General features: G+C 49.4%; 16 protein-coding genes. 4 read left to right on the forward strand and 12 right to left on the reverse strand.

Annotation, left to right across the window (positions count from 1 at the left end; all coding sequences use genetic code 11):
* Positions 1-2 precede the first annotated feature (2 nt).
* Genes BGX12_RS08005 through BGX12_RS08020 form a run of 4 tightly spaced genes read right to left on the reverse strand, consistent with a single transcriptional unit; the run spans position 3 to position 4,214 of the window.
* Positions 3-923 carry an MlaD family protein gene (locus BGX12_RS08005; protein ID WP_109735558.1) on the reverse strand — a complete coding sequence of 307 codons (921 nt, stop codon included), beginning with the start codon at positions 921-923 and terminating at the stop codon, positions 3-5.
* Positions 924-942: 19 nt separating this feature from the next.
* Positions 943-1,602 carry an RNA methyltransferase gene (locus tag BGX12_RS08010; protein WP_109735559.1) on the reverse strand — a complete coding sequence of 220 codons (660 nt, stop codon included), beginning with the start codon at positions 1,600-1,602 and terminating at the stop codon, positions 943-945.
* Positions 1,603-1,625: 23 nt separating this feature from the next.
* On the reverse strand, positions 1,626-2,690 hold the full coding sequence (locus tag BGX12_RS08015; protein WP_109735560.1) for a hypothetical protein: 1,065 nt from the start codon (positions 2,688-2,690) through the stop codon (positions 1,626-1,628).
* A gap of 12 nt (positions 2,691-2,702) precedes the next feature.
* Entirely contained in the window at positions 2,703-4,214 is a 1,512-nt protein-coding gene (locus BGX12_RS08020; RefSeq protein WP_233246313.1) for a pitrilysin family protein, read from the reverse strand.
* Between the two features lie 65 nt (positions 4,215-4,279).
* On the opposite strand from BGX12_RS08020, the gene BGX12_RS08025 reads away from it, so the two are divergent.
* Positions 4,280-5,179, forward strand: coding sequence for a glutamate--tRNA ligase family protein (locus BGX12_RS08025; protein ID WP_109735562.1), 900 nt, complete (start codon positions 4,280-4,282; stop codon positions 5,177-5,179).
* A gap of 123 nt (positions 5,180-5,302) precedes the next feature.
* A complete protein-coding gene (locus BGX12_RS08030) occupies positions 5,303-9,343 on the forward strand; it encodes a DUF4011 domain-containing protein (protein WP_158278202.1) in 4,041 nt (1,346 codons plus the stop codon).
* Positions 9,344-9,445: 102 nt separating this feature from the next.
* On the opposite strand, the gene BGX12_RS08035 is transcribed toward BGX12_RS08030, so the two are convergent.
* Together BGX12_RS08035 and BGX12_RS08040 are read right to left on the reverse strand one after the other, a co-directional pair.
* On the reverse strand, positions 9,446-9,850 hold the full coding sequence (locus BGX12_RS08035) for an SPOR domain-containing protein (protein WP_109735564.1): 405 nt from the start codon (positions 9,848-9,850) through the stop codon (positions 9,446-9,448).
* Between the two features lie 66 nt (positions 9,851-9,916).
* A complete protein-coding gene (locus BGX12_RS08040; protein ID WP_199220747.1) occupies positions 9,917-14,455 on the reverse strand; it encodes a fibro-slime domain-containing protein in 4,539 nt (1,512 codons plus the stop codon).
* Positions 14,456-14,772: 317 nt separating this feature from the next.
* Between BGX12_RS08040 and BGX12_RS08045 the strand changes: the two genes are divergently transcribed.
* Together BGX12_RS08045 and BGX12_RS08050 are read left to right on the forward strand one after the other, a co-directional pair.
* Positions 14,773-15,555, forward strand: coding sequence for a GGDEF domain-containing protein (locus BGX12_RS08045; RefSeq protein WP_109735565.1), 783 nt, complete (start codon positions 14,773-14,775; stop codon positions 15,553-15,555).
* Between the two features lie 67 nt (positions 15,556-15,622).
* Positions 15,623-17,008, forward strand: a complete 1,386-nt coding sequence (locus BGX12_RS08050; protein WP_109735566.1) for an MATE family efflux transporter — start codon at positions 15,623-15,625, stop codon at positions 17,006-17,008.
* A 115-nt stretch (positions 17,009-17,123) separates the two neighbouring features.
* Here the strand turns inward: BGX12_RS08050 and BGX12_RS08055 are convergent, their stop codons facing one another.
* The 6 genes from BGX12_RS08055 to BGX12_RS08080 all read right to left on the reverse strand — a co-directional run bounded on the left by BGX12_RS08055 (position 17,124) and on the right by BGX12_RS08080 (position 25,016).
* On the reverse strand, positions 17,124-17,609 hold the full coding sequence (locus BGX12_RS08055; protein WP_109735567.1) for a hypothetical protein: 486 nt from the start codon (positions 17,607-17,609) through the stop codon (positions 17,124-17,126).
* A gap of 73 nt (positions 17,610-17,682) precedes the next feature.
* Complete coding sequence (locus BGX12_RS08060) at positions 17,683-18,480, reverse strand: hypothetical protein (protein WP_109735568.1); 798 nt, start codon at positions 18,478-18,480, stop codon at positions 17,683-17,685.
* A gap of 9 nt (positions 18,481-18,489) precedes the next feature.
* Positions 18,490-18,804 (reverse strand): AzlD domain-containing protein, encoded by a 315-nt coding sequence (locus BGX12_RS08065; RefSeq protein ID WP_109735569.1) that lies wholly within the window; start codon positions 18,802-18,804, stop codon positions 18,490-18,492.
* A complete protein-coding gene (locus BGX12_RS08070; protein WP_109735570.1) occupies positions 18,801-19,523 on the reverse strand; it encodes an AzlC family ABC transporter permease in 723 nt (240 codons plus the stop codon). Before BGX12_RS08070 ends, BGX12_RS08065 begins: the two co-directional genes overlap by 4 nt.
* Positions 19,524-19,653: 130 nt before the next feature.
* On the reverse strand, positions 19,654-23,163 hold the full coding sequence (locus BGX12_RS08075) for a cellulase family glycosylhydrolase (RefSeq protein WP_109735571.1): 3,510 nt from the start codon (positions 23,161-23,163) through the stop codon (positions 19,654-19,656).
* A 161-nt stretch (positions 23,164-23,324) separates the two neighbouring features.
* Positions 23,325-25,016 (reverse strand): cellulase family glycosylhydrolase, encoded by a 1,692-nt coding sequence (locus tag BGX12_RS08080; RefSeq protein ID WP_109735572.1) that lies wholly within the window; start codon positions 25,014-25,016, stop codon positions 23,325-23,327.
* Positions 25,017-25,023: the final 7 nt, after the last annotated feature.

Here is a 25,023-nt window from a genome sequence, read left to right on the forward strand (position 1 = left end):
CCTCAGAAAATATCAACGTTGACGTCCAGACCGTCCTTCAAAATGACACGGAACAGACTATCGGCAGAATGGATAGTCTTGACCAGATCATCATGGAGGGCTCTGTCGTTCAGCAAAATACCGGCGGTGTTGTCCTTGGAGTTGATCTTCTTCTGGACATTAGCCAGAAGGTCATCCAGATGCTTGGTCACCCCTTCCAGTTCACCCATCAGTTTGTCTGCGTTGCCCATGAGCTTGTCGGTATTTGCAAACATATTGTCAATGGGGGGCTTCACGCCGTCAATCAATTCGTTCACCTTCACTGTCACCTGATTCAAGCCATCCAGGCTCTTCTTGATCTGGGGATCAGTAGTGTTCAAGAGTTTCATCGTGCGATCTTCCAGAGCTTCAGCCTTTACGAGAAGGGTCTTAAAGCGTTCCTGGAATTCGGGATTGGTAATGGTCTGTCCCAGAGCCTGCTTCACAGATTCCAGGAGAACCTTGGTACTATCGCACACTTCACCAGCAAGACCCAAGGCTTCTGCAATACCTGCGTCAAACTGGCCGTTAATAGTATCACCAGGAGCGAAATAGGTGGTAGAATCGCCAAGAATCATACCAATCTGACGTTCACCCATGATACCGATATTCTGCACTCGAATTTCGGAATCCGTAGGAATCTTCACATCGGTACGCAGGCGGACAGTCACCACCACACGATGGCCGGAAAGTTCAATCTTTTCCACCTTACCAAGCTTAACGCCATTCACCTTGACAGGGTCATCCAACACAAGGGTGCTGACCTGGGTAAAGCGCAAATAGAACGTATTAAAGGTTTCCCTAGGATCCTTTTCATTTAGGAAAAAGATGCCAAAAACCAAAATCACAAGGGCCAGTATTACAACCAGTCCAACGGAAAAATAGAGTGCAGAATACTTTTTCATTTGGTTTTTAATCTAGTTATTATTCTTCAATTCTTGCAATAGGACTGTTATTTTCAATGCCATTTACGTGGCGATCCAGCCAATCATACAGCAATGCGTCCCTTTCATCCTTCTTCAGGAGGAACTTTTCACGGCCTTCCTTCTGCATATACACGTCCAGATAGGTCATCAGTACGCCACCAGCCACAGAAACGTTCATGGACTCGGTAATGCCATACTGGGGCAGCTTGAATTCGTAATCTGCATGGGCCAAAGTGTCGGGGTGATTGCCATGGAATTCACTACCCAGGTAGAAAGCGGTAGGCTGACTCAAGTCCAGGTCCAGAACAGAGTTGGTGGTATTGGTGCTGGCAACAGCAATCTTGTATCCCTTGGCACGCAGTTTTTCCATACAGAGCATGCGCTTCTTGTACAGGTAAAGATTCATCCACTTATAGGAGCCCTTAAGGATGGACTTGTTCACGCTATAAGCGTTGTCTTCTTCGATAATATGGACATCCTGAAGGCCAAAACATTCTGCAGTACGAATCACGGCGGAGATATTATGGGGGTCGAACAAGTCTTCCAATACCATGCAGAAATGCCTTGTGCGGCGATCCACCACAGAAGAGAGAAGTTCCTTACGGCGGTCGGTCACACGAGCCAACAGAGATTCCAGACTTTCCTTATTTTCACTCATAATCTATCCTTGATTCTATTTAATTATTCCACAACCTTTAAAGGAGCGGGAGTAGAAGCATTTGCCTTCGCCTTTGCCCGTTCCTTCTGTAACTTTTCAAAGTCCCCCAGTTTCCAGGAACCGCCATTTACTACGGTCTCGAAATCCAGGATATACTGGACATTCTGCTGAGACTTTAACGCGGCGCTCTTAAGCATGGGTTCCTTATTGCCGCCAAAATACATCCCCGAAGCCTTCTTGACATCGTCGACAATATGATCAATCTTGCTATTGACCACACTCTTAAAGACTTTCATCTGCATGATAGAATTCAGCACGGAATTTGCGGGGAACACAATGGCAGTTAATTTATACTTAATACGATTCCCAGGAATAGGATCCATATCCAGGAACGCAATAGCAGTACCCGTCAAAGACCATTTAAGGACCTTCGCATGACCATAGCCAAAGAACAAGTCACGAAGGCCCAGTTTCTGACCAGCACTATCCTGTAGAGCCCAATAGAATTCACCAGAAAGACTACGGCCATTACTTCCATTGAAGAACCTACGGTCCTTGCTAGCGTACTCCAGGGTATAGCCTGTTTCCAGATAGGCGTTAATCAGTTCGGCGGTAAACGGCATGTTATCGAACAAGTAGCTAATCACATGCTGGTTCAAAGGCAGCGTACCTTCATTCACGTAGACAGCTCGATACTGGCGACCAAGACGAGCAAATATTTCCGGCACACTAGTCGCATTCATATCCGTACTTAGGCCACGTTTCCTTACTTCCTTGTAAACGCTACAGAACGCCTCATCGTACTTCACCTTCTTCAGGGGAATCTTATCCGCATCCGTGCAGCCAGGGACATCCACCCCAAGACAGGCCTTCATACCGGAACAAAGGGGACGAACATCGTCTTCGCCCACCTTCTTCACCAAGGAATTACGGTCAGGAATGACCACATTCACCTTGGGCTGTTCAGGAGCAGCCTTAATCACAACACGAGATTCACCCTGTTCAGCGGTATCTGCAGCAAAGGCAGAAAATACGCACAAAAGGACAGTGGCGATTGTTTTCAGGAAGTGGTTCAGAGAGTTCTTCATAAGGACGTCTCCCTAATTTCTGAATTCAAGGCTATCCATAGGAATCACCGTGAAAGGTTTCAAGGCTTCAAGTTTGGATACAGGAGCCACGATAGAAATGGTCATCTTGTCCTTGTCAAAATACTTGGTAATCATAGCCTTCACCTGATCCGGAGTAACAGTGTTGATTTCCTTTACGTATTCCAAATAATGGTCCTGAGATTTTCCAATGAGTTCACCATTGGCGAAGATCACCGCAGTAGAAGCAGGGCTGTCAAAAAGACTCGGCAAGCTCTCAATCAGGGACTTCTTTGCCTGAGCCAATTCTTCGGCAGACGGACCTTCCTTTGCAAGCTTTTCCACCTCTTCGTAAATTAATTTCAGGGCGAAATCCACGGATTCAACCTTGGTCTGTAACGCGATGGTCACCATGGACGTATCACGATAATCGTTACCCACAGAACTATAGATGCTATAGGCCAGGCCCTCGTCACTACGGACACGGTTCATAAGGCGGCTGGTAAAGCTACCTCCACCCAGGATGAAACTGGCCACTGCAGCAGGATAGTAATCCGGATGGGGGCGTTTCACGAAAGGTTGGTTCATGGAGATGTTCGCCTGGGTAATATCCTTATCTACCACATAAATACCCGGCCTTCTCAGGAAACTTAAAGGCTTAGGAGCGGGTTTCTCTGCAACAGGTTCTACTTTCCAGCTAGCGAAGAAATCCTTCAGCATCGCGATGGAGGAATCACGATCCACATCACCAGAAAGAGCGAACACAATACGCTTGGATGAATATGTTCCTGCAGCAAGGCGCTTCACATCTTCGGCTGTTACAGCCTTATATTCGTCAGCGTTAGCATCCCACAATCTTGGATTAGGGGCATAGTTCACCTTCGCCTTCAAGGAGGAAAGGATCTTCGCAGGCGTATCAAAGCGGCGATCATAGCTGGTTACAAATCCGGCCTTTACGATTTCCAGCTGTTCCTTGTCAAAGGCCGGAGCCGTCAAGACCTTTTTGGACAATTCCAGCAAGTTCGCAAAATCCTTGGAAAGGCAGTTAATATCGAACATGGAGGAAAAGGTCCCTGCGGAAGTGCTAATACCAGCGCTTATAAATTCCAGAGAATCATCCAAATCATGGGGAGAAACTCCACCGCCAGCACCGCGACGCAACATAGAACTAACCATGGAGCGCGGAGCTTCATCCTTCAGCTGGGAAGCCTGGGTACTTTCATCGAAATACACGGAAAAGTTCACCAGAGGCAAGGAACGATCGCTTGCAATATAGCCGGTAATACCAGGAGCAACTTCTACACGATAGTCCTTAGGATGGGGAGCAACATATACGAATTCAGGAAACTGGACATCCTTGTAACTGGCAGGAATTGCCGCTACAGGCGTTTCTGCAGGAGCCGCCACCGGAGTTTCGACAACTTCAGACGACCTAGGAGAATCTGCCACAGGGGCAGGTGCAGAAGAACAGGACATGAGGAAAGATCCACATGCCGCCAGACAGGATAGAAATCGTAGATTACGCATTACCGTCAAATTAGAAAAAAGAAAAGAAGTTCAACCTTAAAGTTTCTATCTTGTGATGCAGAACAATGGATTTTTCTGGAAAAATACGTTTCGCCCCTAGCCCCACAGGGTACCTTCACGAAGGCCACCTGCTTTCGGCGCTCTATGTATGGGCTGCAGCCAGAAAATGGAACCTCCACATCCATCTGAGAATTGAAGATCATGATCGAGGTCGCACTCGAGAAGCCTATATCCAAGGCATCCGTGAAGATCTTGCCTGGATGGGATTCATTTCCCACAGCGAAAGCATCCAGAGCGAACGTCAAGACATTTACCTGTCTGTCATGAAGAAACTGGCCGCTGCAGGCCTTACCTACCCCTGCACCTGCAGTAGAAAGCAGCTTGAAGCGGAAAATCCTCGCAGCGAAACCGGAGAAATCATCTATCAAGGCAAATGCAGTAGGCAAATTCCTGATGCACAAGCCCCACACAATACCCGATTTAGAATTACAGACAAAGTAATTGCATGGACGGATTATAGACTTGGGGAATTTCGGGAAAATCCTATCCATCAATGCGGCGATTTCCCCCTAATGGATCGGGAGGGGTGCTACACCTACCAACTCTGCGTCTGTACAGACGATCTAGAACAGGGCATTACACACATTGTCCGCGGAGAAGACATCATCAATTCCACCGCCCGACAGATTGCCTTGAGCGAAGCCCTCTGCCAGGTGGCTACTGGCGTAGGCAATATCCCTAAGGAATATACCCGTCCCCTCTACCTACACCACCCCCTCATTGTAGACCCTTCCGGCAAGAAACTTTCCAAGCGGGAGTTAGCGCACAGCATCCGTCAGGACAAGGAAGCAGGAATTAGCCCAGAAACCCTGCTGGGCAGAGTGCTTTTCAAGGCAGGATTCATTCCTCGTGAGGTCCCAACCTCCCTGGAAGACGCTATTGGAAGGATTGTCAACACTTTGTAAGCTTTTCCGAAAAACTTTCTTTTCAAAAAAATTTATATTCAGGACATGTCCCCAGCGTCATCTTCTGCAAATATTTCAAAGCTACGCCAAGAAGTTTTACTTTTTGATTCTAAGGATCGTCTTTTGAATTTTTCTTCAAAGGGTGATTTTCAGTCTCCGCTCATTATGGAAGCGGGCGACCTTTTCTTTGAAAAATGGTTGCAGTCTAAGGGACCTCTCCCTCTGGATTCCTTCTTCCCGATTAACGCCAATTACACGGCCCAGCAGAAGCTTACCCAGATTGACGTTTTCTCCACCGTACTTCGTGAAAAGATGGAAGATTTCGGGGAAACCGATTTATACCTGGTATTGGGCTTTTTAAAGTGGGATGGAAACGCCCTTGCCCCCAGTCTTCTCGTTCCCGTAGAGGTGGACGTAGCCAAGAAGACCCTGACCCTCTCCAACAAGGCACCTATCGAGAACGTAGTGCTGAGAGAGCGCCTAAAGGATGTCCTCCCCAACGCCCTCCCCAAGGTAGACGACGCCATCATCAATGGCCAGTTCAGCATTCTGCTGTACTTCTCCCTGTTCGAAAAGGCCGTTGCCACAGCCCGCAACTGGAAATTCACACGCCATGGAATCTGCCTAAGCTTCTTCAATACTGGCGACCTTCATATGCGCCAGTGGTTTGACGAAGTTCCCCAGGACAAGAAACTGGATTCAAACCCCAACCTGAACGCCCTCTTTACCCAGAACGGTTTTGAACTTCAGGAATCCCTTTTTGAGGACGGGGACATCAACCAGATGTTCTCCCCTGCGGACTACCATTTCCCCTACGTGATGGACTCCCACACCAGCAAGGTGACCCTGGACGCCCTGAACGAGGAATGCAAGGCCTACGCCATCAGTACCCTCCCTGGAACAAGCAAGATGAAAGTCGCCACAAACATCGTGGCAGAAAATGTATCCAAGGGAAAGAAGGTCCTTGTTGTAAACCGCAGGGCCGTAACCGCCAGTACTTTTAAAAACACCTGGAAGCCTCCCTTCAGAACCTTCCCCGATTCTGACCGTGCAAAGCTCCAGCAGGATTTGAAGACCTTCCGCCAGGAACTGGTGGAGTACTACGAAACCGTCAACAAGCCCATCCAGCCCTCTGGCATCATGCTGGGCGATCTTCTGACGGAATTCGGCAAGGCAAAGATATCCAAGCAGAAGATTCCCGAATCCGTATTCCAGGGAATCAACCAGCTGGACTACCCCACCTACCAGAATCTTAAATCCGATCTCCTGAATTTGGTGGACCTTTATTTTGAAAAGAAAGGTTTTGAGGCTCGTCGCGCATTCCAGGACGTACATGTTCCTAGCCTGAACGACAACCAGAAATTATCCCTGGCCAATGAATTAACAGAGGCAGCGGAAAAGGTTGCCGAACTGGACACCATCATCACCTTGATGGAAACAGCCGGTCTCTTCCCTACTGGAATTTTCCTTTCAAGCCTAGCCGACCTGCTGAAACTCATTCAGGATCATTTCGACCAGGACACACCATCCTTTGAAGATTGGGTACTCCGATCCAGCAACTGGGACTCCTACAAGGATACCCTGATGGCCCTGCCCGAGGCCGGTGACAAGTGGGTCCGCTACCGTAGGCAGACATCAGAAATTTACACGGACAATGCAGTGGACGAAAACATCCTGTCCGCCCGTGAAGATTTTGCAGAAAGCCAGAACACCACCCTTAAGGGCCTATCCGACAGATACAGGACTTCCCGTCGTACGCTCATGAAGGTAATCCGCGATCCTAAGTCCGTGGATTCCGACCTCAAGCTCCTGGATTTGATCGACACACTTCTGGATCTCCAGGAAAACAAGCGAGCCTACAAGGAAACATCCGTCCTTGGAAACCACCTGCTGGGCAAGGACTGGCTGTACGAACGTTCCGACTGGGTCGAGCTGAATCGAAAGATTCGCTACATCTACGACTTCAAGGAAAAGAACAAGAATAACCCCAAGATGGATTTGCTCCTGCAGATCCTGGAGCAGTGGCATCTCTTCAAGGACCTGCAGCCTAAAATCGCAAGATTCTATCAGGCCGTTCTTGAGTTGCAAAAATCCATCAAGCAAATTTCCAAGGACATGGGGCTTGAGTCCTCCTTGGAAAGTCTGAGCATCGAAAAATGGCTGGATACGATTAAGTCCTGGAGTGAAAACTGGGAAAATCTGGACATTCACCTGGAGCTCTCCGCCCTTATTGCAAAACTCGGAAGCTACAACTGTCCGGGTCTCGTGAAATTTGTAGAGGACACCAACAACGTCAGCAAGGAAGTGGCGCAGGCTGTTATCCATTACTGGACCGGCTACCAGATCCAGCTGGCAACCAAGTCCTGTCCGGACCTATTCTCCCTGAATCCCAAGGCTCGCGCCAAGAAGACCAAGAGCTATCAGGCATTGCTAGACTCTTTTAGTAACGCCAACTTCAGGGAATTCCAGACCACCGTGGAAAACGATAGCAGCCTTCTGACGGTCGTCCACCTGAACGACACTTATCAGTTGGGACACAAGCATTTCGATTTGGCAATCATCCTGGATGCAGACAGCATTTCCGCAGTGGAAGCGCTGCCTACCCTGATTGCAGCCGATCGCGTCGTCCTTATGGGCGATCCCCAGAATCCGGCCCTGGAACATCTCCCCTTCGATGCCTACCAGGAAACGGCATCCAACCATACGGCCATGTTCCACGAAAGCATTCTCGCTTCCGCCCTCCGCCGTGGCATTCCCACCCGCGAGCTGTGGTTCTCCAGCAACTACGCCAATTCCGCATTGGTAGATTTCGCCAACAGGAAAATTTACAACAGGGGAATCAAGCAATTGCCTCTTCCCAACAGGGAAGAATTCAAGGGCATCCGTTTCAAGGCCGTGCAGAACAAAGTACTGGCAGTTGCCCAGGCGGCAGTCCGACATGCGGAACGAAATCCAGGAAAGACCCTGGGTATTGTCGCATTCCATCAGTCTACCTGCCACGAAATTGAATCCGCCATAAAGGCTATGCTTATGGCAGATTCTCCTGCAGCAAGATTTTTCTCCCAGCAAAATCTGGACATTCGTTACTACGTAAAGACTCCGGAACGTGCGGTAGACCGTTATCGCGACGTCGTTCTGGTCTGCGCGGAATCTGAAGGCGCTACAGGCATCGCAGGCGACCACAAGGTCGCTGTCTGCACATCCCTGGCAAAGACGGAACAATACGTATTCATTTCCGAATCAGACCTAGCCAAGAAGGCAAGTGCAAAGCACAGCAATCTGTTCTGGGAATGGATCAACTACCTGCAACAGAAGGAATTCTGCAGCGAGATTCATTATACTCCGGCAAGTTCCGTCATTCGTCCCCAAGTGATGTCCGCCCTGCAGGAAGAAAACATTCTGGTGGAAGAATACTTCAACCCCGCAGGCATTGCAGTTGGCCCCGTCATCGTGGACGCCAACAACAGCAAGCGATTCCTTGCCCTCGTTGAAGACGACTGCACTACAGAACGCTTCAGAAGTTCTATCGAGGATCGGGATTATATCAGGCCCACCCTTCTAAAGCAACAAGGCTGGAAGATTCTAAATCTTTGGCTCCCCTTCTGGTACATGGTTCGCCAGGACGAAATCGGCCACTTGGTAGCCACCATCGCTATTGAACAGAGCGTAGCACCTCCGCCTCCGGATCCTCAGGAAGAGGCTCAGGAGGAAGAACTCTTTAGCGAAGCTACCTCCGGCAGTAATGTTGTCCCCTACCAGGTGCAGCATCCTAAGATTGAAGGAACACCCCACGACAAACCCATTGCGGAATTGCCGGCAGCAGCCCTCATCACCCAGTTGAAATTCTACGTGGATCATGAAGCCCCCATCCATCAGGATGTGCTGAAGAACCGTGTGCTAGAACTTCATCATGTGGACCGTGCAGGTCCCATGATTCAGCAGGCTCTTACGGAAGCTATCAACCAGGGTCTCCAGAAGAAGCGATTCGTCAAGACAGGTCTCTTCTTCTATTCCTTGAATCCGACCGAATATGTTCCTCGCGATCGTTCCGGACGTCCTGATTCCGAAAGGAAACTGGCTTACGTCGGTCCCGAAGAAAGAGCCCTAATGCCAGACTCCATGGACGAGCACGCATTGAAGCAGGCCCTTGGCCTACTGGAATAAAAGGGAATGCAAATGAAAAAAGCGGAGTTTAGAACTCCGCTTTTTTTATGCTTTTTTCTGGTGCAAGATTGCTGATACTGACCTACACCAGCATGGGGCGAATTAGCGAATCTTCACCACAAAGGCGTTGATGTTATAGGCAGACAGTTCGCGAGCCTTGTCTTCTGCGGCCTTCTTGGAGGACCATCCACCTCCACGAAGCTTGTAGAAGGGAGATTCAAACACCACAGAAATGGTATAGCCGGTGCTTGCGACAAGCTGAGCCTTACGACGCTGAGCCGCATCAAAATCCGCCACAGCTTCGAACTGAAGCATATAAAGGCCATCGGACTTAGAGTCCTTCTTGGTCTTGCCGGCAATGTTCTGGCTGGTAGTAGTAGTATCCCTCAGAGAAGCATTCAGTTCAGGCTTGTATTCCCTGCCCTGAAACAGAGAATCCATATCGGTGGGACCAGCAGCCCACGCAACGGACATGGACACTAAAAAAGCGGCAATAAACTTAAACATGGCTCAAATATAACAAAAAAAGTGGCGGATTAAACCGCCACTTTTTTCAAGATCACTTGGCAGATGCTACTTGGTAGCAGCACCTCTTCTCACACCCCAAACATTGGTCTTGTCCAGAGAGTTCTTCTTGCCGAACTTACCCAGCTTGATGTAGGACTGGAGCTTGGTAATGTAGGCGCCAGTAGCAACTTCACGGCCTTCTGCGGAACGCATGTTCCAGGCGATGTAGAAGTTACGGCCAACATCCAAGCAGGACTTACCTGCACCGAAGACGGTTTCATCGTTACAGTAGATCTTACCGCTCTGACCGCCAACATAACCACCCAGGTTGGTGTAGTATTCAACGTTGTAGAAGAAGTAGATCTTGTTGAGTTCGCCAGACTTCTTCAAACTATTAGCGTATTCGAAGTAGCGTTCTTCGGAGTTTGCCAGAGCGAACATGTCAGACTGAACGAAGTGGCCAACAACCTGATTCATAGAGTCTGCAGCGAATTCGAAGCTCTTGGTAGTAGCGAAGGGAACCACGGAAACCATGGGGACATTTTCGCCAGCCGGAGCGTTACCGGTATGAGCGAAGGTCACTTCCTTCACAGTCACTTCAGCTTCACCGTTGATCTGGACCCACGGAGCAGGCAGACGCTTAGTGCAATTGTAGCTGGTGGGTGCATTCCAGTTGTAGGAAGCATCATCTGCCGGACGATTTTCTGCATAGACATCGGCACTGACATCAACATTGTCAGACCAGAATACGTTGTCAATATCGCCACTGAAGCGGATGTAGTCGCCCACATGCGGAGTGTTGGACTGTCCATCGTTCATATAGTATGCACGAACAGTTTCAGAACGGTCCTGAACATCACTACTTGTAGCCACATCAGTCTTAAAGCGCTGATCTTCAGAGAGGGACGTTGCGGAGTTCAGGTAGAAGGTGAAGGAAGTTCTGTTGAACTGAACGTTAGAGACAGGTTCAGAGACGGTCAAAACCAGCTGGTCCTGAGTTTCACTCATTCTGGACACGCGAGCGGACAGAATCACAGGAGCCATACGATCGGTAATAGCACCATCGAATCCCTGAGTAACGACCTTACCCTTATCCAGGAACTTTGCCCAGGAGAACACCTTACCGGAGCCACCAGTCTTTGCTGACTTGGAAAGCTTCAGGCCGCCAATGTCAAGACGAGCAGTGCAGTAGCCGTCTGCGTCCGGAGTACCCACGCAGCTCAGCTTTTCCTGAGAAACGTAGTCATTACAAAGCATTTCCTTATCAGTAGACTTGTTGGAAATACCAAGTTCATACGGATTCAGCTTTTCTGCGGAAGTGGAATCCCACAGGAAGCAGACGAAGGAAGGCAGGGAGTCCTTATGAATCGGACGGTTGTAGTAAACGGAAGCGGAGTCACCGATACCATCCAGATATTCCTGAGTGGAGCTGTAGTATGCAGCCGGAAGATTCAATTCAGCATCCGGAGTTACACCATGAACATCGAAGACGTCGGTCAGCACAGGATAAGGAACCGGAGGTTCACGGAAGAAAATCGGGTTATAGACAGCCTTAACGTTGCTGTTCATGGTAGCCATGACAGATACTACAGCAGGACCACAGTCATCCTTCGGGTCGGTAGGATTGGCAACGCAGCCTTCTTCGTAGTAGCGATATTCCTTCAGGGAACGAACAGGAACCTTGCCCTGACCACCAACCAAGGTAAGATCAGAAGCGGCGTCTGCTTCAACCTTGGCAGAGGTTTCAGAACCCAGCATCAATTCAAGATTACATCTTTCGCAAAGGTTACCATAGGGATCCAGTGCATGGACATACAGATCCACAAAGCCACCCACGAAGTGTTCGTCATAGGAACCTTCGGCATTCTTGGATTCACCCGTAATAGCCTTTTCGCTGTAGGTGGAATCGGTAAAGGCAAGAATCGGCAGATAGAATTCAATAGTAGCCGGAGTGCCAGAAGAAGATGCAGTCTTGACGATGTAGTTCTGAGTACCAGCAGCAGCAGCGAAGTCCACCGTTGCCCAGACCGTATCCACACCGGTAGAACCGATGGTACGAGAGTTGGATGCAAGGATCTGGACAAATTCACCAGCGGCATTCTTTTCGTAAAGGGTCAGACCTTCTGCGGAAAGGGTATAGGCAACACCCACAGCATCATCCGGAGAAAGGCTCAGGTCCTTACCATCGTCAATCAAAGCAGTGACGTAGAACGGGACCAGTTCACCAGCCAGTTCAGATTCAACATATTCGTACTTAACACCCTTGATGATATCACCATTGGAGTCAAGGACAGCAACCGGAGTCTTGAACATCACGTCCACCTTACCAGTGGTACGGAAGGTTTCAATCTTCTTGGCCTTGCCTTCTGCGAAGGCGAAGAGAGTCCACTTACCCGGTTCCAAGGTAACATTCTTCTTGTTAACCTTCGGAGCGGAAACGTCGGTCAGGTCAATGCCACCCTTATTGATGGTACCCGGAGTAAGAGTAATTGCTTCATCCAGGTTGAAGGAAGTACCCTTCACCAGGTAGTAGCTAATAGAAACGTTACACTTGGTAGCGATTTCTGCGCCACAGCAACGGAGTTCAGATTCTTCACCGGTCATTGCACCAGCGCAAGTACCGTCACCAGTCTTGGTATAGCACATTTCAAAGGTCTTTTCACCAGTTGCGCGGTTGGTAGTCGGAGTAGCTTCAAGAGCAACGGTCTGCTTGATGTACATGTTGGTCTTGATACGAACGTTGGACATGGTAGTACGACGGTCGCAGAAGAAGATATCCAGGTCATACTGCTGACCTTCTTCCAAGGTGCGTCCACCAAAACCCTTGAACTTATCCAGGTTCACGTAGCCAGGAGCAGCCAGATGGGTACCACCCAGGTCCACAGCCAGAGTATTATCGATGAACACCCAAATATCATCGTCACCACGGAAGTTGAACTTCAGACCAGGCTTGTGAGTAAACTTAGCGTGAGATTCGAAGCAGTAATGCTGGTTACGTTCGCCAGTCCAGCGAGGAGCACCAGTAGCCATCTTGGTTTCGGTACCATCCTTGAAGAAGGTCCAACCGTTAGGAGCCAAATCCTGGCAGGACCAACCGATCACGCAAGTAGCAGCGGGGGTAGTACCCTTCATCTTCAGGTTGGTCTGGATAGCGGAAGTGGTTTCATCACCATCGCCAAAAAGGCCTTCGCAGTCGTAACCGCCATCCCATCCGGCGCCGTTACAGAACACGTCAATAAGGGGAAGTCCTTCGGTGGGGTGGTTTTCACGAAGTGCAGGACCGTAGAAAATAGGACCTTCTGCAGTACGCTTTTTACGAGCAGCCAGAACCGGAGTCTGGGTGGGGTCTGCAGCAAGAATTGCGGCATCGTCGGTAGTTTCTACAGGATAGAAGCCACCCGGGACCTTGGTACCAGCACTCTGGTAGAAGTCAGAGTCAAATTCCCACTTACCATCTGCAGAACGTTCAAAAGGCATGTTGTAGCAGGACTTTTCATTCACGCCCTTGGTATAGTTGAACAGCTGGTTGAAGAAGGTTTCATTGATAAAGCACTTTGCACCTGCAGCGGAAAGCTTGGGCTTACGCTGTTTCTGGGGGACGTTGGGATCCAGGTACTTTTCAACAACACCAGTGGTCACACCGATACAGGCGTTCACATAGGCCTGAGCCTGCTGAGCGGTAAGACCACCAACACCATACTGGCAGCCTTCGCCACCGGCAGAGTAGCAGGAGAAGGAAGGATGGAGGCTGGCGTCGGTATCGTAGATGATAGCGGCCATGTCATAGGAACAAGTACCTTCCACGCCTTCGGGGAAGGTGGTATACCAACCGTCATCGCCTTCACTCAGGAACTGTTCTTCATCCGGAACAAAGAACAGAGTATCGGATTCATAAGCTTCGAAGAAGGTTCCCAGAGGAATGGGGGTTGCTACCGCATTCATTTCCCAGTTACCATTCACACCAAGCAAGTCTTCACGTTCAATATCGTCGTCACGGTACAGAACAACATTGTCGGAAATCTTTTCGTTAAACCATACGAAAGAGTACCAGCCACACTTTTCCGGATCAGCAGTAAGGGCACGGCCAGTCTTACCGCCATCCATACTGATCATGGGAACAGAAGACATCCAGTCTTCGTAGTCGGGCGGAATCATGATGTAAAGATACTTTGCATCAGGAGGATTGGGGCCGAAAGCCGTCTTTGCGGGATCGGTGGGGTCCTGATAGATGTAGAGAGTGCCAGAAGCCAGGTCGGCGCAGGTAAAAGCGTCGGTATTGGCACTACCGTTGTTGCCGATATCGTAATTGACACGGTCGATCCACTGTGCAGGATAGTGAATTCCAGCACTGTTGACACGGAAGGTTTCGCCCTGACCGACAGCCATGGCCTTAGCTTCGTACCAACCGGAAGGGCCGACAGAAAGTTCGGGGAACATACCGCCCGCTTCCAGGGTAACCATGTCCCAGGATGCAGGAGCCTTAATATAGATGGTGCCATCGCACTGCAGAGCAAATGCACTCTGTACTCCAGCGAAGAGCATTCCAATACCCAAAACCCATTTTAGCAAGGTATTCTTCGTGTTTTTCATAATCTTAGTATCCATCGATGGTTTCCTTCCAACAAAGGCATAACAAAAAGACCGGCCTTTTCGAAACGCCACACCGGCTTGAAATTTATTCTTTTCTTGCCGAAAATGCCAATTATTTTTCCAAATTAAGAAAAAAAAATGGTTTATTCCGTATACAAAAAGTGAATATGCAGGTATAAGTGGCACAAATCACACAAAATTGCGGCAAAAACAGTTTCGATTTCTTTACAATCAGGGGTAAATCACCCTAACTTGACCATAAAAGCCTTAGCCCCATCCAAAAAATTGTAGTTTTTGTCCATCAGTAAACGTCCCTTATTTCAGGATTTTTTATGCCCGTTTTTGAAGTTCAGCCCCAACTAGTTGTTTTATACCCCCAGAAAATGTTCAAGCAGTTCCCCCTGGAGAAAGGGACCCAGGTGCTGGGCCGAGGCCAGGACGCCGACATCCGTCTGGAGGACGACCTTGTCAGCCGTAGGCACTGTGAAATTTCCTTCGATGGAACTCATGTAACGGTCACCGACCTGGGCAGCACTAACGGAACTTTCGTGGACGGTTGCCAGATACAGACGTCCATCCTTAAGGACGAAAACCGCCTACAGGTGGGATGCATGGTCCTGAAGGTGGAATTCCAGGCTCCCCAGGGTCTTTTCGACCTGAAGGTCTACGAAGAGTCCACCAAGGACCCCCTAACTGGAGTCATGAACTTCAAGACTTTCGACAACAGAAGTTTTGGCGAGCTTTCCATGGCAAGGCTTAACGACCTGAATCTGCATGTGGCCACAGTGAAACTGACCAACTATGAAAGCCTCCAGGAAACCCAGGGAGAGCCGTGCGGTGACATGGTCCTAAAGGACATGGGACGAATTTTAAGAGAGGAAACCAGGGACCACGACCTACTGGCCCGACTGAACGGGGACACCTTCGTTCTTTTGGTCACTTCGATGCAGGCGGAAGACGCCCGTAAGCACCTGGAAAAGATCTGCGGCACCATTCAGCACCACCGATTCTCCTGGAAAGACGGCCTGGTCCCCGTAAATCTGCAGTTGAAAGTCTGCAGCAGACAGGGAAAAGAGGTGGGTACCCTCCAGGAAATGCTGGTCCAGTGCCTGTGATTTGACTTAAGGCGCCATTTTAGCCCCCTTTTATTAAGGGGGCCTTTTTTCTAACTTTGGCGCCGAAATGAGTGAACTTCATAACGAGAAGCTAAAATCCTTCGGAACAGCCGGCATTCCCAAGTTGGTATTGCAGTTTTCCGTCCCCGCCATCATCAGTATGGTGGTAAACGCACTATATAATATAGTGGACCGTTTTTTCGTAGGTCAGGGAGTTGGTTCCCTAGGTATCGCAGGGATTACCCTCTGCTTCCCCATCGCCTTGTTCATTATGGCCATGTCCATGATCGTAGGCGTCGGCGGAAACACCCTATTTTCCATCCGTCTAGGTGAAAAGAAATACCAGCAGGCGGCCATCATCCTGAACAACTCCTTCGTGCTGTTGATCATCATGGCTGTTGGAGCCTTCGCCTTCGGTGAAATTTTCATGGAACCGCTGCTCCGCCTGTTTGGCGCCAGCGACCAGACACTGCCTGTTGCAACCAGCTACATGCGCATCATTCTGCTGGGAGCGGTTTTCCAGACTGTTGCACCGGGCATGAACCATTTCATCCGTTCCATGGGACATCCCAAGACGGCCATGTTCCGAGAAATCATCGGCGCATGCACCAACGTGATTCTGGACTACGTCTTCATCATGAAGCTTCACTGGGGCATTGAAGGCGCGGCCTGGGCAACCATCTGCTCCCAGCTGGTAAGCAGCGCCCTGATTACCCAATTCTTCCTGAAGAAGTCTACGCCGGTAAAGATCAGCCGCCGTTACATGAAGTTACGCCTCCCCTACGTCCGCAAGATTTACATCCTGGGCCTGCCTCCTTCGGTCATGCAGGTTTGCAACAGCTTGATGAACGCCATTCTGGCATGGAGCTTGACCACCTACGGAAACAAGAGCCTGGAATCTACCGCCACCATGAGCGGCGGAGACATGGCAATTTCCGCTTTCGGAATTCTCAACAGCATCGTTTCCATTATCGTGCTGCCGTTGCTTGGTTTCGTGAACGGGACACAGCCTATTGTGGGATACAACTACGGAGCGAAGCTTTACGAACGCGTTAAGGGCGTAGTAAAGTTCGCCTATCTGTACTCCATGATCTTTATGATCACCGCCTGGCTTCTCGTGCAGTGGCAGGCAGAAGCTTTCGTGGCACCGTTCGCTCCTGACGATATGACAATGCAGGCTGTCGCCGCCAAGGCCATGAGATACTTTACCTGTTTTATCTTCATGGTTCCCTGTGGCATGATTGCAGGTAGTTTCTTCCAGGGTACAGGAAAGGCAGGCAAATCCATGTTCCTGAATGCCTGCCGTCAATTGATCCTGTTTATTCCGTTCCTGCTGATCCTCCCCCCGTTCCTGGGACTGAAGGGAGTGTTCTTCGCACAGCCTGTAGCTGACGTAGGAACCGCCTTCATCGGGTTATTTATGCTACGTAGGGAATGGAAGAAAATGATGTAAGGGGAAGCGGAGCTTCCTCCTCAAATATATTTGATAACAAAAGAGCCTCGCGGATGCGAGGCTTTTTCTTTGAACACGGAACGAAGGATCCGGGGGATCTTTTTTTATTTCGACCTTAAAAGACCTTCTTGGCGTCGGTAAGTTCGCCACCCTTTTCGTGGAAGAGGTAAAGGGAACCACCCTCCATTTTCTTGAAAAGGCTGGTCATCTTCTGGATAGCGGGAGCTTCCTCGAAGCCAATTTCGTTGGCAGCGGATTCACCGATGACGAGGCCCACCTGGACCATGGAGGGGGCTACGCGGCGGAGGTATGCCAGAAGTTCGTCATCGCTGTTGATGATGTTGGTAGCGGTAGGCTTCTGGAAATCAGAAGGATCACGAGTGCTGACCAGCAGGGGGTACATTTCGTCGGCTACCATCTGCTTTGCATTGAGGTAAAGGGTGTTGCCCACAAAGAGGCTGATAGAATCGTTAAGAACCTGGCGAACCTCAACAACCACATCACACTGGGAGGACATTTCCTGCATTTCCAGCTTGGAAGCGCCACAGGCCATGAATGTGAGGGAAACTGCGGCTACGAGGGCTGCGATCATTTTCTTCATAATAACTCCATTGTTTTCCTAGGGTAGAAAAATATAAAAAAAAACGCCTAAAAAGACGATTACAAAAGTTCTTTTACTTTTCCAGGATCCCCAGGGCGTTTTCCACTAGGCCAGCGTCCAGCCCGAAAATTCGGCTGAGAGTCTCCACCCGCTGGGAAGGGTCGATTCGTTCCATACGGGAGCCGTTGGAGTCGCGAGTGACCAGGTTACCTTTCTGGTAATAATACTGGATTCCTTTTTCACGGTCCAGGCGATTGAGAACAGGATAATTCATCATCTCGCGATAGAAACTTTCATTCCAATGCTGCTTGAATTCCTCCACGGACACTCCAGCCACCGGATAGTCAAAACGTAGTTTCATGGGAGCGGAAAGATTGCCTGACGCCTGGAGGGCGCCACCGGTCCAGAGTTCCATGGATTCCATGTTGGGTCGATCCAGACGGACGCAATTGGGAACCAGAGGGAAAAGTGCAGTACCTGGCCCAAAAGGTGGCGGCAGCGGCATGGGAAGAGGTTCAAAAATCAGGTAGCCCGGATCGAACAAGTATTCCTGGGCGCCACCAATTTCCGGCGTGTCATCGGGAAGAATGAGAGCGCAGTGGACGTTTCGCTCCTTGCGCTTGTGCCCCATTACAAGACGAGGGCGCAAGCCCATATCCCGAAGACTCTGGTAAAGATACCAGGTCATGCTAAAGCAGGTACCGCCCCCCATCCAGGCATCTACATCGTTCTGGAAACTGTCATCCAGCTTTTGCGCAGCGGAAGAACTGCCCGTCTTGTTCAGGCGGATAATCTTGGTCAGGTTCTCGTAGGTCACCTTGGAGAGCTTATCGCAAAGCTCGTTGATCTTTTCCCACTGGTCTTTTTGCATGAAGCAAATTTATAAAAGTCCATCCACCAGCAGGACGGTCACACATGCGACCACAGCCACAACCACAAGACCACGGCCCAGAAGGGACGCAATCACCGCGGTCACCAAGGCGCATATACCGGAGAGACGGGATTCGGTAGCATAAAAAATCGCAGGCACCGTCATGGCGGCAAGAACCGTGTAGGGAATATAGGCCAGGAAGGACTTCCAGAACGGGCTGGTCAGTTCCTTCTTCAAAAGCACAAAAGGTACCGCACGCAATAAATATGTCACGCCCGTCATGACGGCCAGGAACTGGATGTAAGTCTTGAAATCGATCATCATACGGTCTCCTGGGTAGATTCCGCCGTGCAGGAATCCTTAACGGGGAATAGCGCGGCACAAATCAGGGAAGCAACCACGGCGCAAATAATGATTGCAAAACCGGAACTGACGTCCTTAAGAACTGGTGCATAGAAGAAAGCAAAACTCAGGGCGATTGCAATGAGTACGGCAATCAAGGTGGGACGGCTAGATTTCATGGGAGGCACAACGATGGCGACAAACATGCCATAAAGTGCAACGCCAAGGGCATTTACCACCATGTCCGGGAGAATCTGTCCGCAGACAGCGCCTGTCAATGTACCACCGCTCCATCCTAAGTACGGAAGAGTCATGAGGCCGAGAAAATAAATAGGATTGACCTTTTCCTTCTGGGCCATGGACACTGCATAAATTTCGTCCGTAATGCCGGTCGCCAACAGAAGACGCTTTGCCGTTGTAAAACTGGGCGAGACCTTCTGGGAAAGGGAAATGGCCATCAGAGAATAGCGAAGGTTGATAAAGAAACTTGCAATGGCAAGCTCGATCAAGGTACCCGTGGCGCTGGACATAATCTTGAGACCGGCGAACTGGCCAACGGAAGTCACGTTGGTCATGGAAATGAAGGTTGCCAACAGCCAGGAATTCAGTGCCGCGCCCGCATTGATGCCAAAAGCGAAGGACACCGCAAAGTATCCAACACCAATTGGCAAGCCGTCTTTTACACCCTTTGAAAAAGTCATGGCCCAAATATAGAAATAAAATATAAAGGGCGGGAATTTTATTTATGCAAATATGCAAATACGTGCATAAAAGAAAGACCCTGCCGCATTCGACAAGGTCTTGAATTTTTTTAACCATTAAAGGTTTCAGTTACTTGATTGCAATACGAGCGCTCTTGATCAGGCTGCCGCTAACAACACGAACCAGATAGCTACCCTTATTCAAGTGTTCCAGATTCATGACGTAGGATCCGGAAACTCGTTCCATACGGGATTCAATAGCGTTACCCATCAGGTCAAAGATCTGAATCTTGACGGACCCATTGTTTGCGGAAACCGTCAGGGCATTGCCAGAGAAACCAAGGTTCAGCATGGAACGAATACCTGCGATAGTCAGCGGGCCTTCCATGTCGGAGCTGGAGGATTCCTGGGGCTGTTCCACGGAGCTGCTGGAAATTTCCGACAAGCTGCTGCTAGAAGAAATTACAGGCTGTTCGCTGCTGCTGGAGAGTCCGGACAGGCTGCTAGAGGACTGCGGTGGAACTTCGACGGAACTGCTGGATTCCAGAGGCTTTTCGCTGGAGGAAGACTTCGCGGAACTGGAAGACTTGGGAAGTACCGTCAAGTTGAAGAAGAGCAATTCACCATTCACCTTAATGGTATCCACATAAGCCTTCACAGGAGCCCAGGAGGCAACCGTGCCAGAAATGACCACCTGTCCATCCGTAGCCTGCTGGGGGAAGGAAAGGAAGTTGATGTTCCAGGACTTGCGAGAGGATTTTTCCACGCCCGTAATCACAATCGGTTCAATCTCTCCGCCAATTGCAACCGTCTGATCCAGGCTACCAGAAATCACATAAGTCGCGACACTGCTGGAGGAAACCGTCTCGCTGGAGCTGGAAATTTCAAGAGCAATACTGCTACTGGAACTTTCCTCAGCAGGTTCACTGCTGGAAGATGCGACCACCACACTGGAGCTAGAGACTGGAGGGATTTCGCTAGAGCTGGAAACAACAGGCTCTTCGCTGGAGGAAGATTCCACGCTGGAAGAAGATGCCGGCGGAAGAGCGGTTACCTTGATGAGAACCTTTGCGGAAGTATTTTCATCCACACCGGTAACAGCGATGGAAATTTCATAATCATGAGTTGCGCTAGAGGCATCAATCTTACCGCTAATGGTATAAGTCTTTGCTTTTTCATCCAAAGAACTCGTCAAACCTTTAGGCATTCCCGTTGCAGAAATACTCTTCATGTTTTCGTACTTGAAAACAATGGGTTCAATCATGTCACCTGCAACTACAGACTGTTCCGTCTCGCTAGTAGTGGTGAACGTGGTCTTCACAGGAGCGCGGGTTACCTTGATGGTTCCCGTTGCAGTCTTATTTTCATCTACACCGGTAACGGAAATGACGTACTTGTAATCGAAGGTTCCGGATTCGGCATCAACCGTTCCGCTAAGAGTGTAGGTCTTTGCAGTTTCATTCAGGACTGCTTTAATTCCAACAGGCAAACCTGATACAGAGATGTTCGTTACGTTTTCAAAGGTATAGACAATTGGCTCGATGGCATCGCCTGCTACAACAGACTGTACAGTCTTGTCTGTTGTAGAGAATGTGGTCACTACAGGAGCGCGTGTCACCTTGATGGTTCCAGTGACAGTCTTGTTTTCATCTACACCGGTAACGGAAATGGTATAGGCATAATCATGAGTTCCTGAAGTTGCATCAACCTTGCCGCTGAGAGTATAGGTCTTTGCAGTTTCATCCAGCTTTGCCGTAATGCCATTCGGTAAACCTGAAGCAGAAATGTCCGTTACGTTTTCAAAGGTATAGACAATTGGCTCGATGGCATCGCCTGCTACAACAGACTGTACAGTCTTGTCTGTTGTGGAGAACGTGGTCACCAGCGGAGTACGAGAGCTGGAACTAGCGACAGAGCTGCTGGATACTGCAGAACTGGAACTGGAATTCACGCTGCTAGAACTTGCTGCAGTTGTGGACGGTTTCTTAATGGACCAGCCACTGCAACGGACGTCATCAATGTAGAGATAGTTCAGGAACGGCTGACTGCCCTTGATTTCCCAGGTGAATTTATTGATACGGCTCTTGGAAAGTGCCACCGGATCCGGCCAGGAATCCTGGAGAAGTTCATCCCAGGAAATTTCCGCCGTAGTCCAATCAGAAGAACCAGCCATGGCAATCTGATGATAACCATAATCCTTTACCGCAGTATCTTCAGCCTTGAAATTATGAGCGGCACCCCTATACTTGTAGCTAATGGTATTGCACTTGGAAAGATCGTAAGCAGATTCATCCGCATTCAGTTTCACGCCAAGAGCAACAAACGGATCGTATTCGTAGGAACCCTGATTCAATTTAACGCCTGTTAGGCCAGCCACATTCTTGGAGATATTTCCAGCAGTAGACCCAGCAAGAACAACCTTATAACCATCCTTATTGGTTGCATTGCTGAAAGTAGATGAGGCTCCATTTTCGTTATCATTATAGGCATACCAGACACCACCAGTATATGCCAGGGAGTCTCCATCTTCAATGTCGTCAATATAATCGATATAGCCAGCAGGCAAAACAACACTGGAGGAACTAGCTGCGGAACTACTGGAAGCTGGACTCGTTGAGCCGTCGCAAGCGGTATAAGTCTTGGGAAGTCCCGCAAAAACGTTTTCGTTTACCCACTCGCCACTTTCGGAATAGTTCCATGCAGAACCGCTAAAGTAAGATGCGGATTCAGGCTTATTGGATACAGACCAGTTTGCACCGGAAAGTTTATGCTGGTTCATCCAGGAAAGCCATGTGGCGCTATTGTTTTTGCTGAAGCCGCCATTACCGGAAGCGTCAACAGTGCCCCATTCCGTAACGAATACGGAAAGGCCAGCGTTCATAGCCCTGACCGCATTGGCACCTTCGCCATTAGTGGAATGGGATCCTGCATAGAAATGGAATGTATAAGCAACGTTCTTGTCGTTAATGGGACTAGAAATTGCATCGCTAGAATACTGGTCCCAGGAACGATTGCCCACAACAACGAGGTTATCGGAATACTTACGGATTTCAGAAATAACGGCTTCAGCGTAAGTTTTAATCGTACTCCAGCTAACGCCTTCCAAAGGCTCGTTATATACTTCAAAGATTACGTTATCATACTTACCGTACTTTTCTGCCATCGTCCTAAAAAAGGTCTTGGCATTTTCGACATTTTCGTGCGCATGATGAGAGTGGTAGTCGATAATGACGTAAATATCATTAGCGATTGCAGCCTGGACCACATTGTTCATCAAGCCTTGGTAATAACTTGTCTTACCGCTAGAGAAGTAATGGCCAGAACTCCAATCTTCATCCACGCCCATGGGGGCGCGAATCACCTGGATATTCTGTTTTTCCACCAGCCCGTTAACATAAGTATCTTTCCAGAAGGGAGCGCCCACATCACTAGCAATGCTCCAGAACAGGCTCATTCCCTGAACCTGAACTTCGTTGCCTGCGGAAACACCCTTACAGGCGCCATAAATCTGACCCTTGCCGCTGGAATTTTTTCCAGCCTGAAGTTGACCATACTGACTTACAGGACCAATGCGGTTTGCACCAAAAGCGGAAGCCAAAAGACCCGCTACCAGAATACCGAAACCAAAAAGCTTTTTCATATGTCTCCATGGAGGCAAAATTTTGCGGTGTAAAAATAGCTTTTTACCCCCAAAATCCCACCCTAAAAAAACAGTCCCTTCCAGATTGTGATTGGGCTAACAAAAAGACACCCAGCCTTTTTCAGCGGGTGTCATTTGCGGTATATATCGTTCCGTTTTTTTTACTTCAAGGTGATTCGTTTCATCACACTGGAGGATCCCATATGAAGCATCACGATGTAGCTACCGGTAGCAAGATTATCCAGGGCAACACCCCCCTGAACATTCTGCACGTTCACCACAGGGCGGCCCTGCATGTCGAACATCACCATATTTACACGGTCAGCTCCGGAAATCTGGAGGGAACGGCCCTGAAGTTTAACATCCACCTGGACACGCCCAGCAATAGAACCCACAGCCTGCGAACCCTGGGAAGAGCTAGACGCAACCGGAGCGGTGGAAGTACTGGACGGGATAACCGTTCCAGCCGCAACCACGGTCAACTTGAGAGTAACGGGCTGGCCATTCACCGTCAAGGTTTCTTCAAAAGAGCCCTCCTCGATATAGTCGGGGATAGAACCAGAAATAGTTACGGTACCGTTAGTAGCCTGCTGAGGAATCTGCAGGAAGTGAAGATTCCAGGTATCGCGAGAATAGAAAGTCACACCGGAAATGGTGACTGTCTGGAGAGAACCACCCTTTGCAACCATCTGGGTCAAGCTGCCGGACACGTTCAAGTTACCAGGCACCACAGATGCGCTGGATGACGGTTGCACCTGGCTACTAGAGGACTTGGGAGCCACGGAACTGCTGGACTTGGCAACACTGGCGCTAGACTGGGGAACAGGAGCCACATAGCCATCACAGGCCGTATAGGATTTGGGCAGTTTGGAGAAAATGTTCTCGTTTACCCAGCTTCCACTCTGGGAATAGGACCAGGCGCTGCCACTGAAATAGGAAGCAGTTTCACCCTTGGTGGAAACGGACCAGTTTGCACCGGAAAGCTTATGCTGGTTCATCCAATTTACCCACTGGGTACTATAAGAAGTATTGAAACCGCCATTACCGCTAGGAGCAGAAGTTCCCCATTCCGTAACGAACACGGAAAGACCCGCATTCATAGCCTTTTCCGCATTGGCACCCTGGTTATCAATGGTGTGACGCCACTGATCTTCACCGGCATAGAAATGGAAAGTGTATGCCACATTCTTGTCGTTAATTGCATTTCCGATAGCATCATCGGGATGCTGGTCCCAGTCATGGTTACCAACCACCACCAGGTTATCGGAATACTTACGGATCACGGACAGAACCGTTTCCGCATAGGACTTCACAGAACCCCAGGAAGCGCTGGTCGGTTCATTATAAATTTCAAAAATCACGTTATCGTACTTACCCCACTTGGAAGCCATCGTTTCAAAGAACTTCTTGGCATTATCCGGATTCTCATGAGCCTTGTGGGAATGGTAATCAATAATGACGTAAATATCATTGTCAATGGCGGCCTGGACCACATTGTCCATCAAGCCGCCATAATAATCAGGCTTGGTAAAATAGTTGCCTTCGTTCCAGTCTTCATCCACGCCCATGGGAGCACGAATAATCTGGATATTCTGTTTCTGTACCAGGCCATCCACGATATCCTTGGTCCAGAACTGACCGCCATCCTTTTCGGAAATAGACCAGAACAGGCTCATGCCCTGTACTTGCACTTCGTTACCGGCAGTAACACCCTTACAGGCGCCATAAATCTGCCCCTTGGAGCCAGCCTTACCAGCTTGAAGTTGACCATACTGACTTACGGGGCCGATACGGCCAAAAGCCATGGAAGAAAGGGCCAAGAATGCAAGACCCATACCAAACATCGTCTTCATAAACAAA

Source organism: Fibrobacter sp. UWR4, assembly GCF_003149045.1.
In the GTDB taxonomy this organism is placed as follows: Bacteria; Fibrobacterota; Fibrobacteria; order Fibrobacterales; family Fibrobacteraceae; genus Fibrobacter.

Bases quoted from the DNA above. Each gene is read 5' to 3' on its own strand.
- BGX12_RS08035 (WP_109735564.1), bottom strand. From the start codon at position 9,850: ATGTTTAAGTTTATTGCCGCTTTTTTAGTGTCCATGTCCGTTGCGTGG.
- BGX12_RS08005 (WP_109735558.1), bottom strand. From the start codon at position 923: ATGAAAAAGTATTCTGCACTCTATTTTTCCGTTGGACTGGTTGTAATA.
- BGX12_RS08055 (WP_109735567.1), bottom strand. From the start codon at position 17,609: ATGAAGAAAATGATCGCAGCCCTCGTAGCCGCAGTTTCCCTCACATTC.
- BGX12_RS08065 (WP_109735569.1), bottom strand. From the start codon at position 18,804: ATGATGATCGATTTCAAGACTTACATCCAGTTCCTGGCCGTCATGACG.
- BGX12_RS08045 (WP_109735565.1), top strand. From the start codon at position 14,773: ATGCCCGTTTTTGAAGTTCAGCCCCAACTAGTTGTTTTATACCCCCAG.
- BGX12_RS08020 (WP_233246313.1), bottom strand. From the start codon at position 4,214: ATGCGTAATCTACGATTTCTATCCTGTCTGGCGGCATGTGGATCTTTC.
- BGX12_RS08060 (WP_109735568.1), bottom strand. From the start codon at position 18,480: ATGCAAAAAGACCAGTGGGAAAAGATCAACGAGCTTTGCGATAAGCTC.
- BGX12_RS08025 (WP_109735562.1), top strand. From the start codon at position 4,280: ATGGATTTTTCTGGAAAAATACGTTTCGCCCCTAGCCCCACAGGGTAC.
- BGX12_RS08075 (WP_109735571.1), bottom strand. From the start codon at position 23,163: ATGAAAAAGCTTTTTGGTTTCGGTATTCTGGTAGCGGGTCTTTTGGCT.
- BGX12_RS08040 (WP_199220747.1), bottom strand. From the start codon at position 14,455: ATGGATACTAAGATTATGAAAAACACGAAGAATACCTTGCTAAAATGG.
- BGX12_RS08015 (WP_109735560.1), bottom strand. From the start codon at position 2,690: ATGAAGAACTCTCTGAACCACTTCCTGAAAACAATCGCCACTGTCCTT.
- BGX12_RS08050 (WP_109735566.1), top strand. From the start codon at position 15,623: ATGAGTGAACTTCATAACGAGAAGCTAAAATCCTTCGGAACAGCCGGC.
- BGX12_RS08010 (WP_109735559.1), bottom strand. From the start codon at position 1,602: ATGAGTGAAAATAAGGAAAGTCTGGAATCTCTGTTGGCTCGTGTGACC.
- BGX12_RS08080 (WP_109735572.1), bottom strand. From the start codon at position 25,016: ATGAAGACGATGTTTGGTATGGGTCTTGCATTCTTGGCCCTTTCTTCC.
- BGX12_RS08070 (WP_109735570.1), bottom strand. From the start codon at position 19,523: ATGACTTTTTCAAAGGGTGTAAAAGACGGCTTGCCAATTGGTGTTGGA.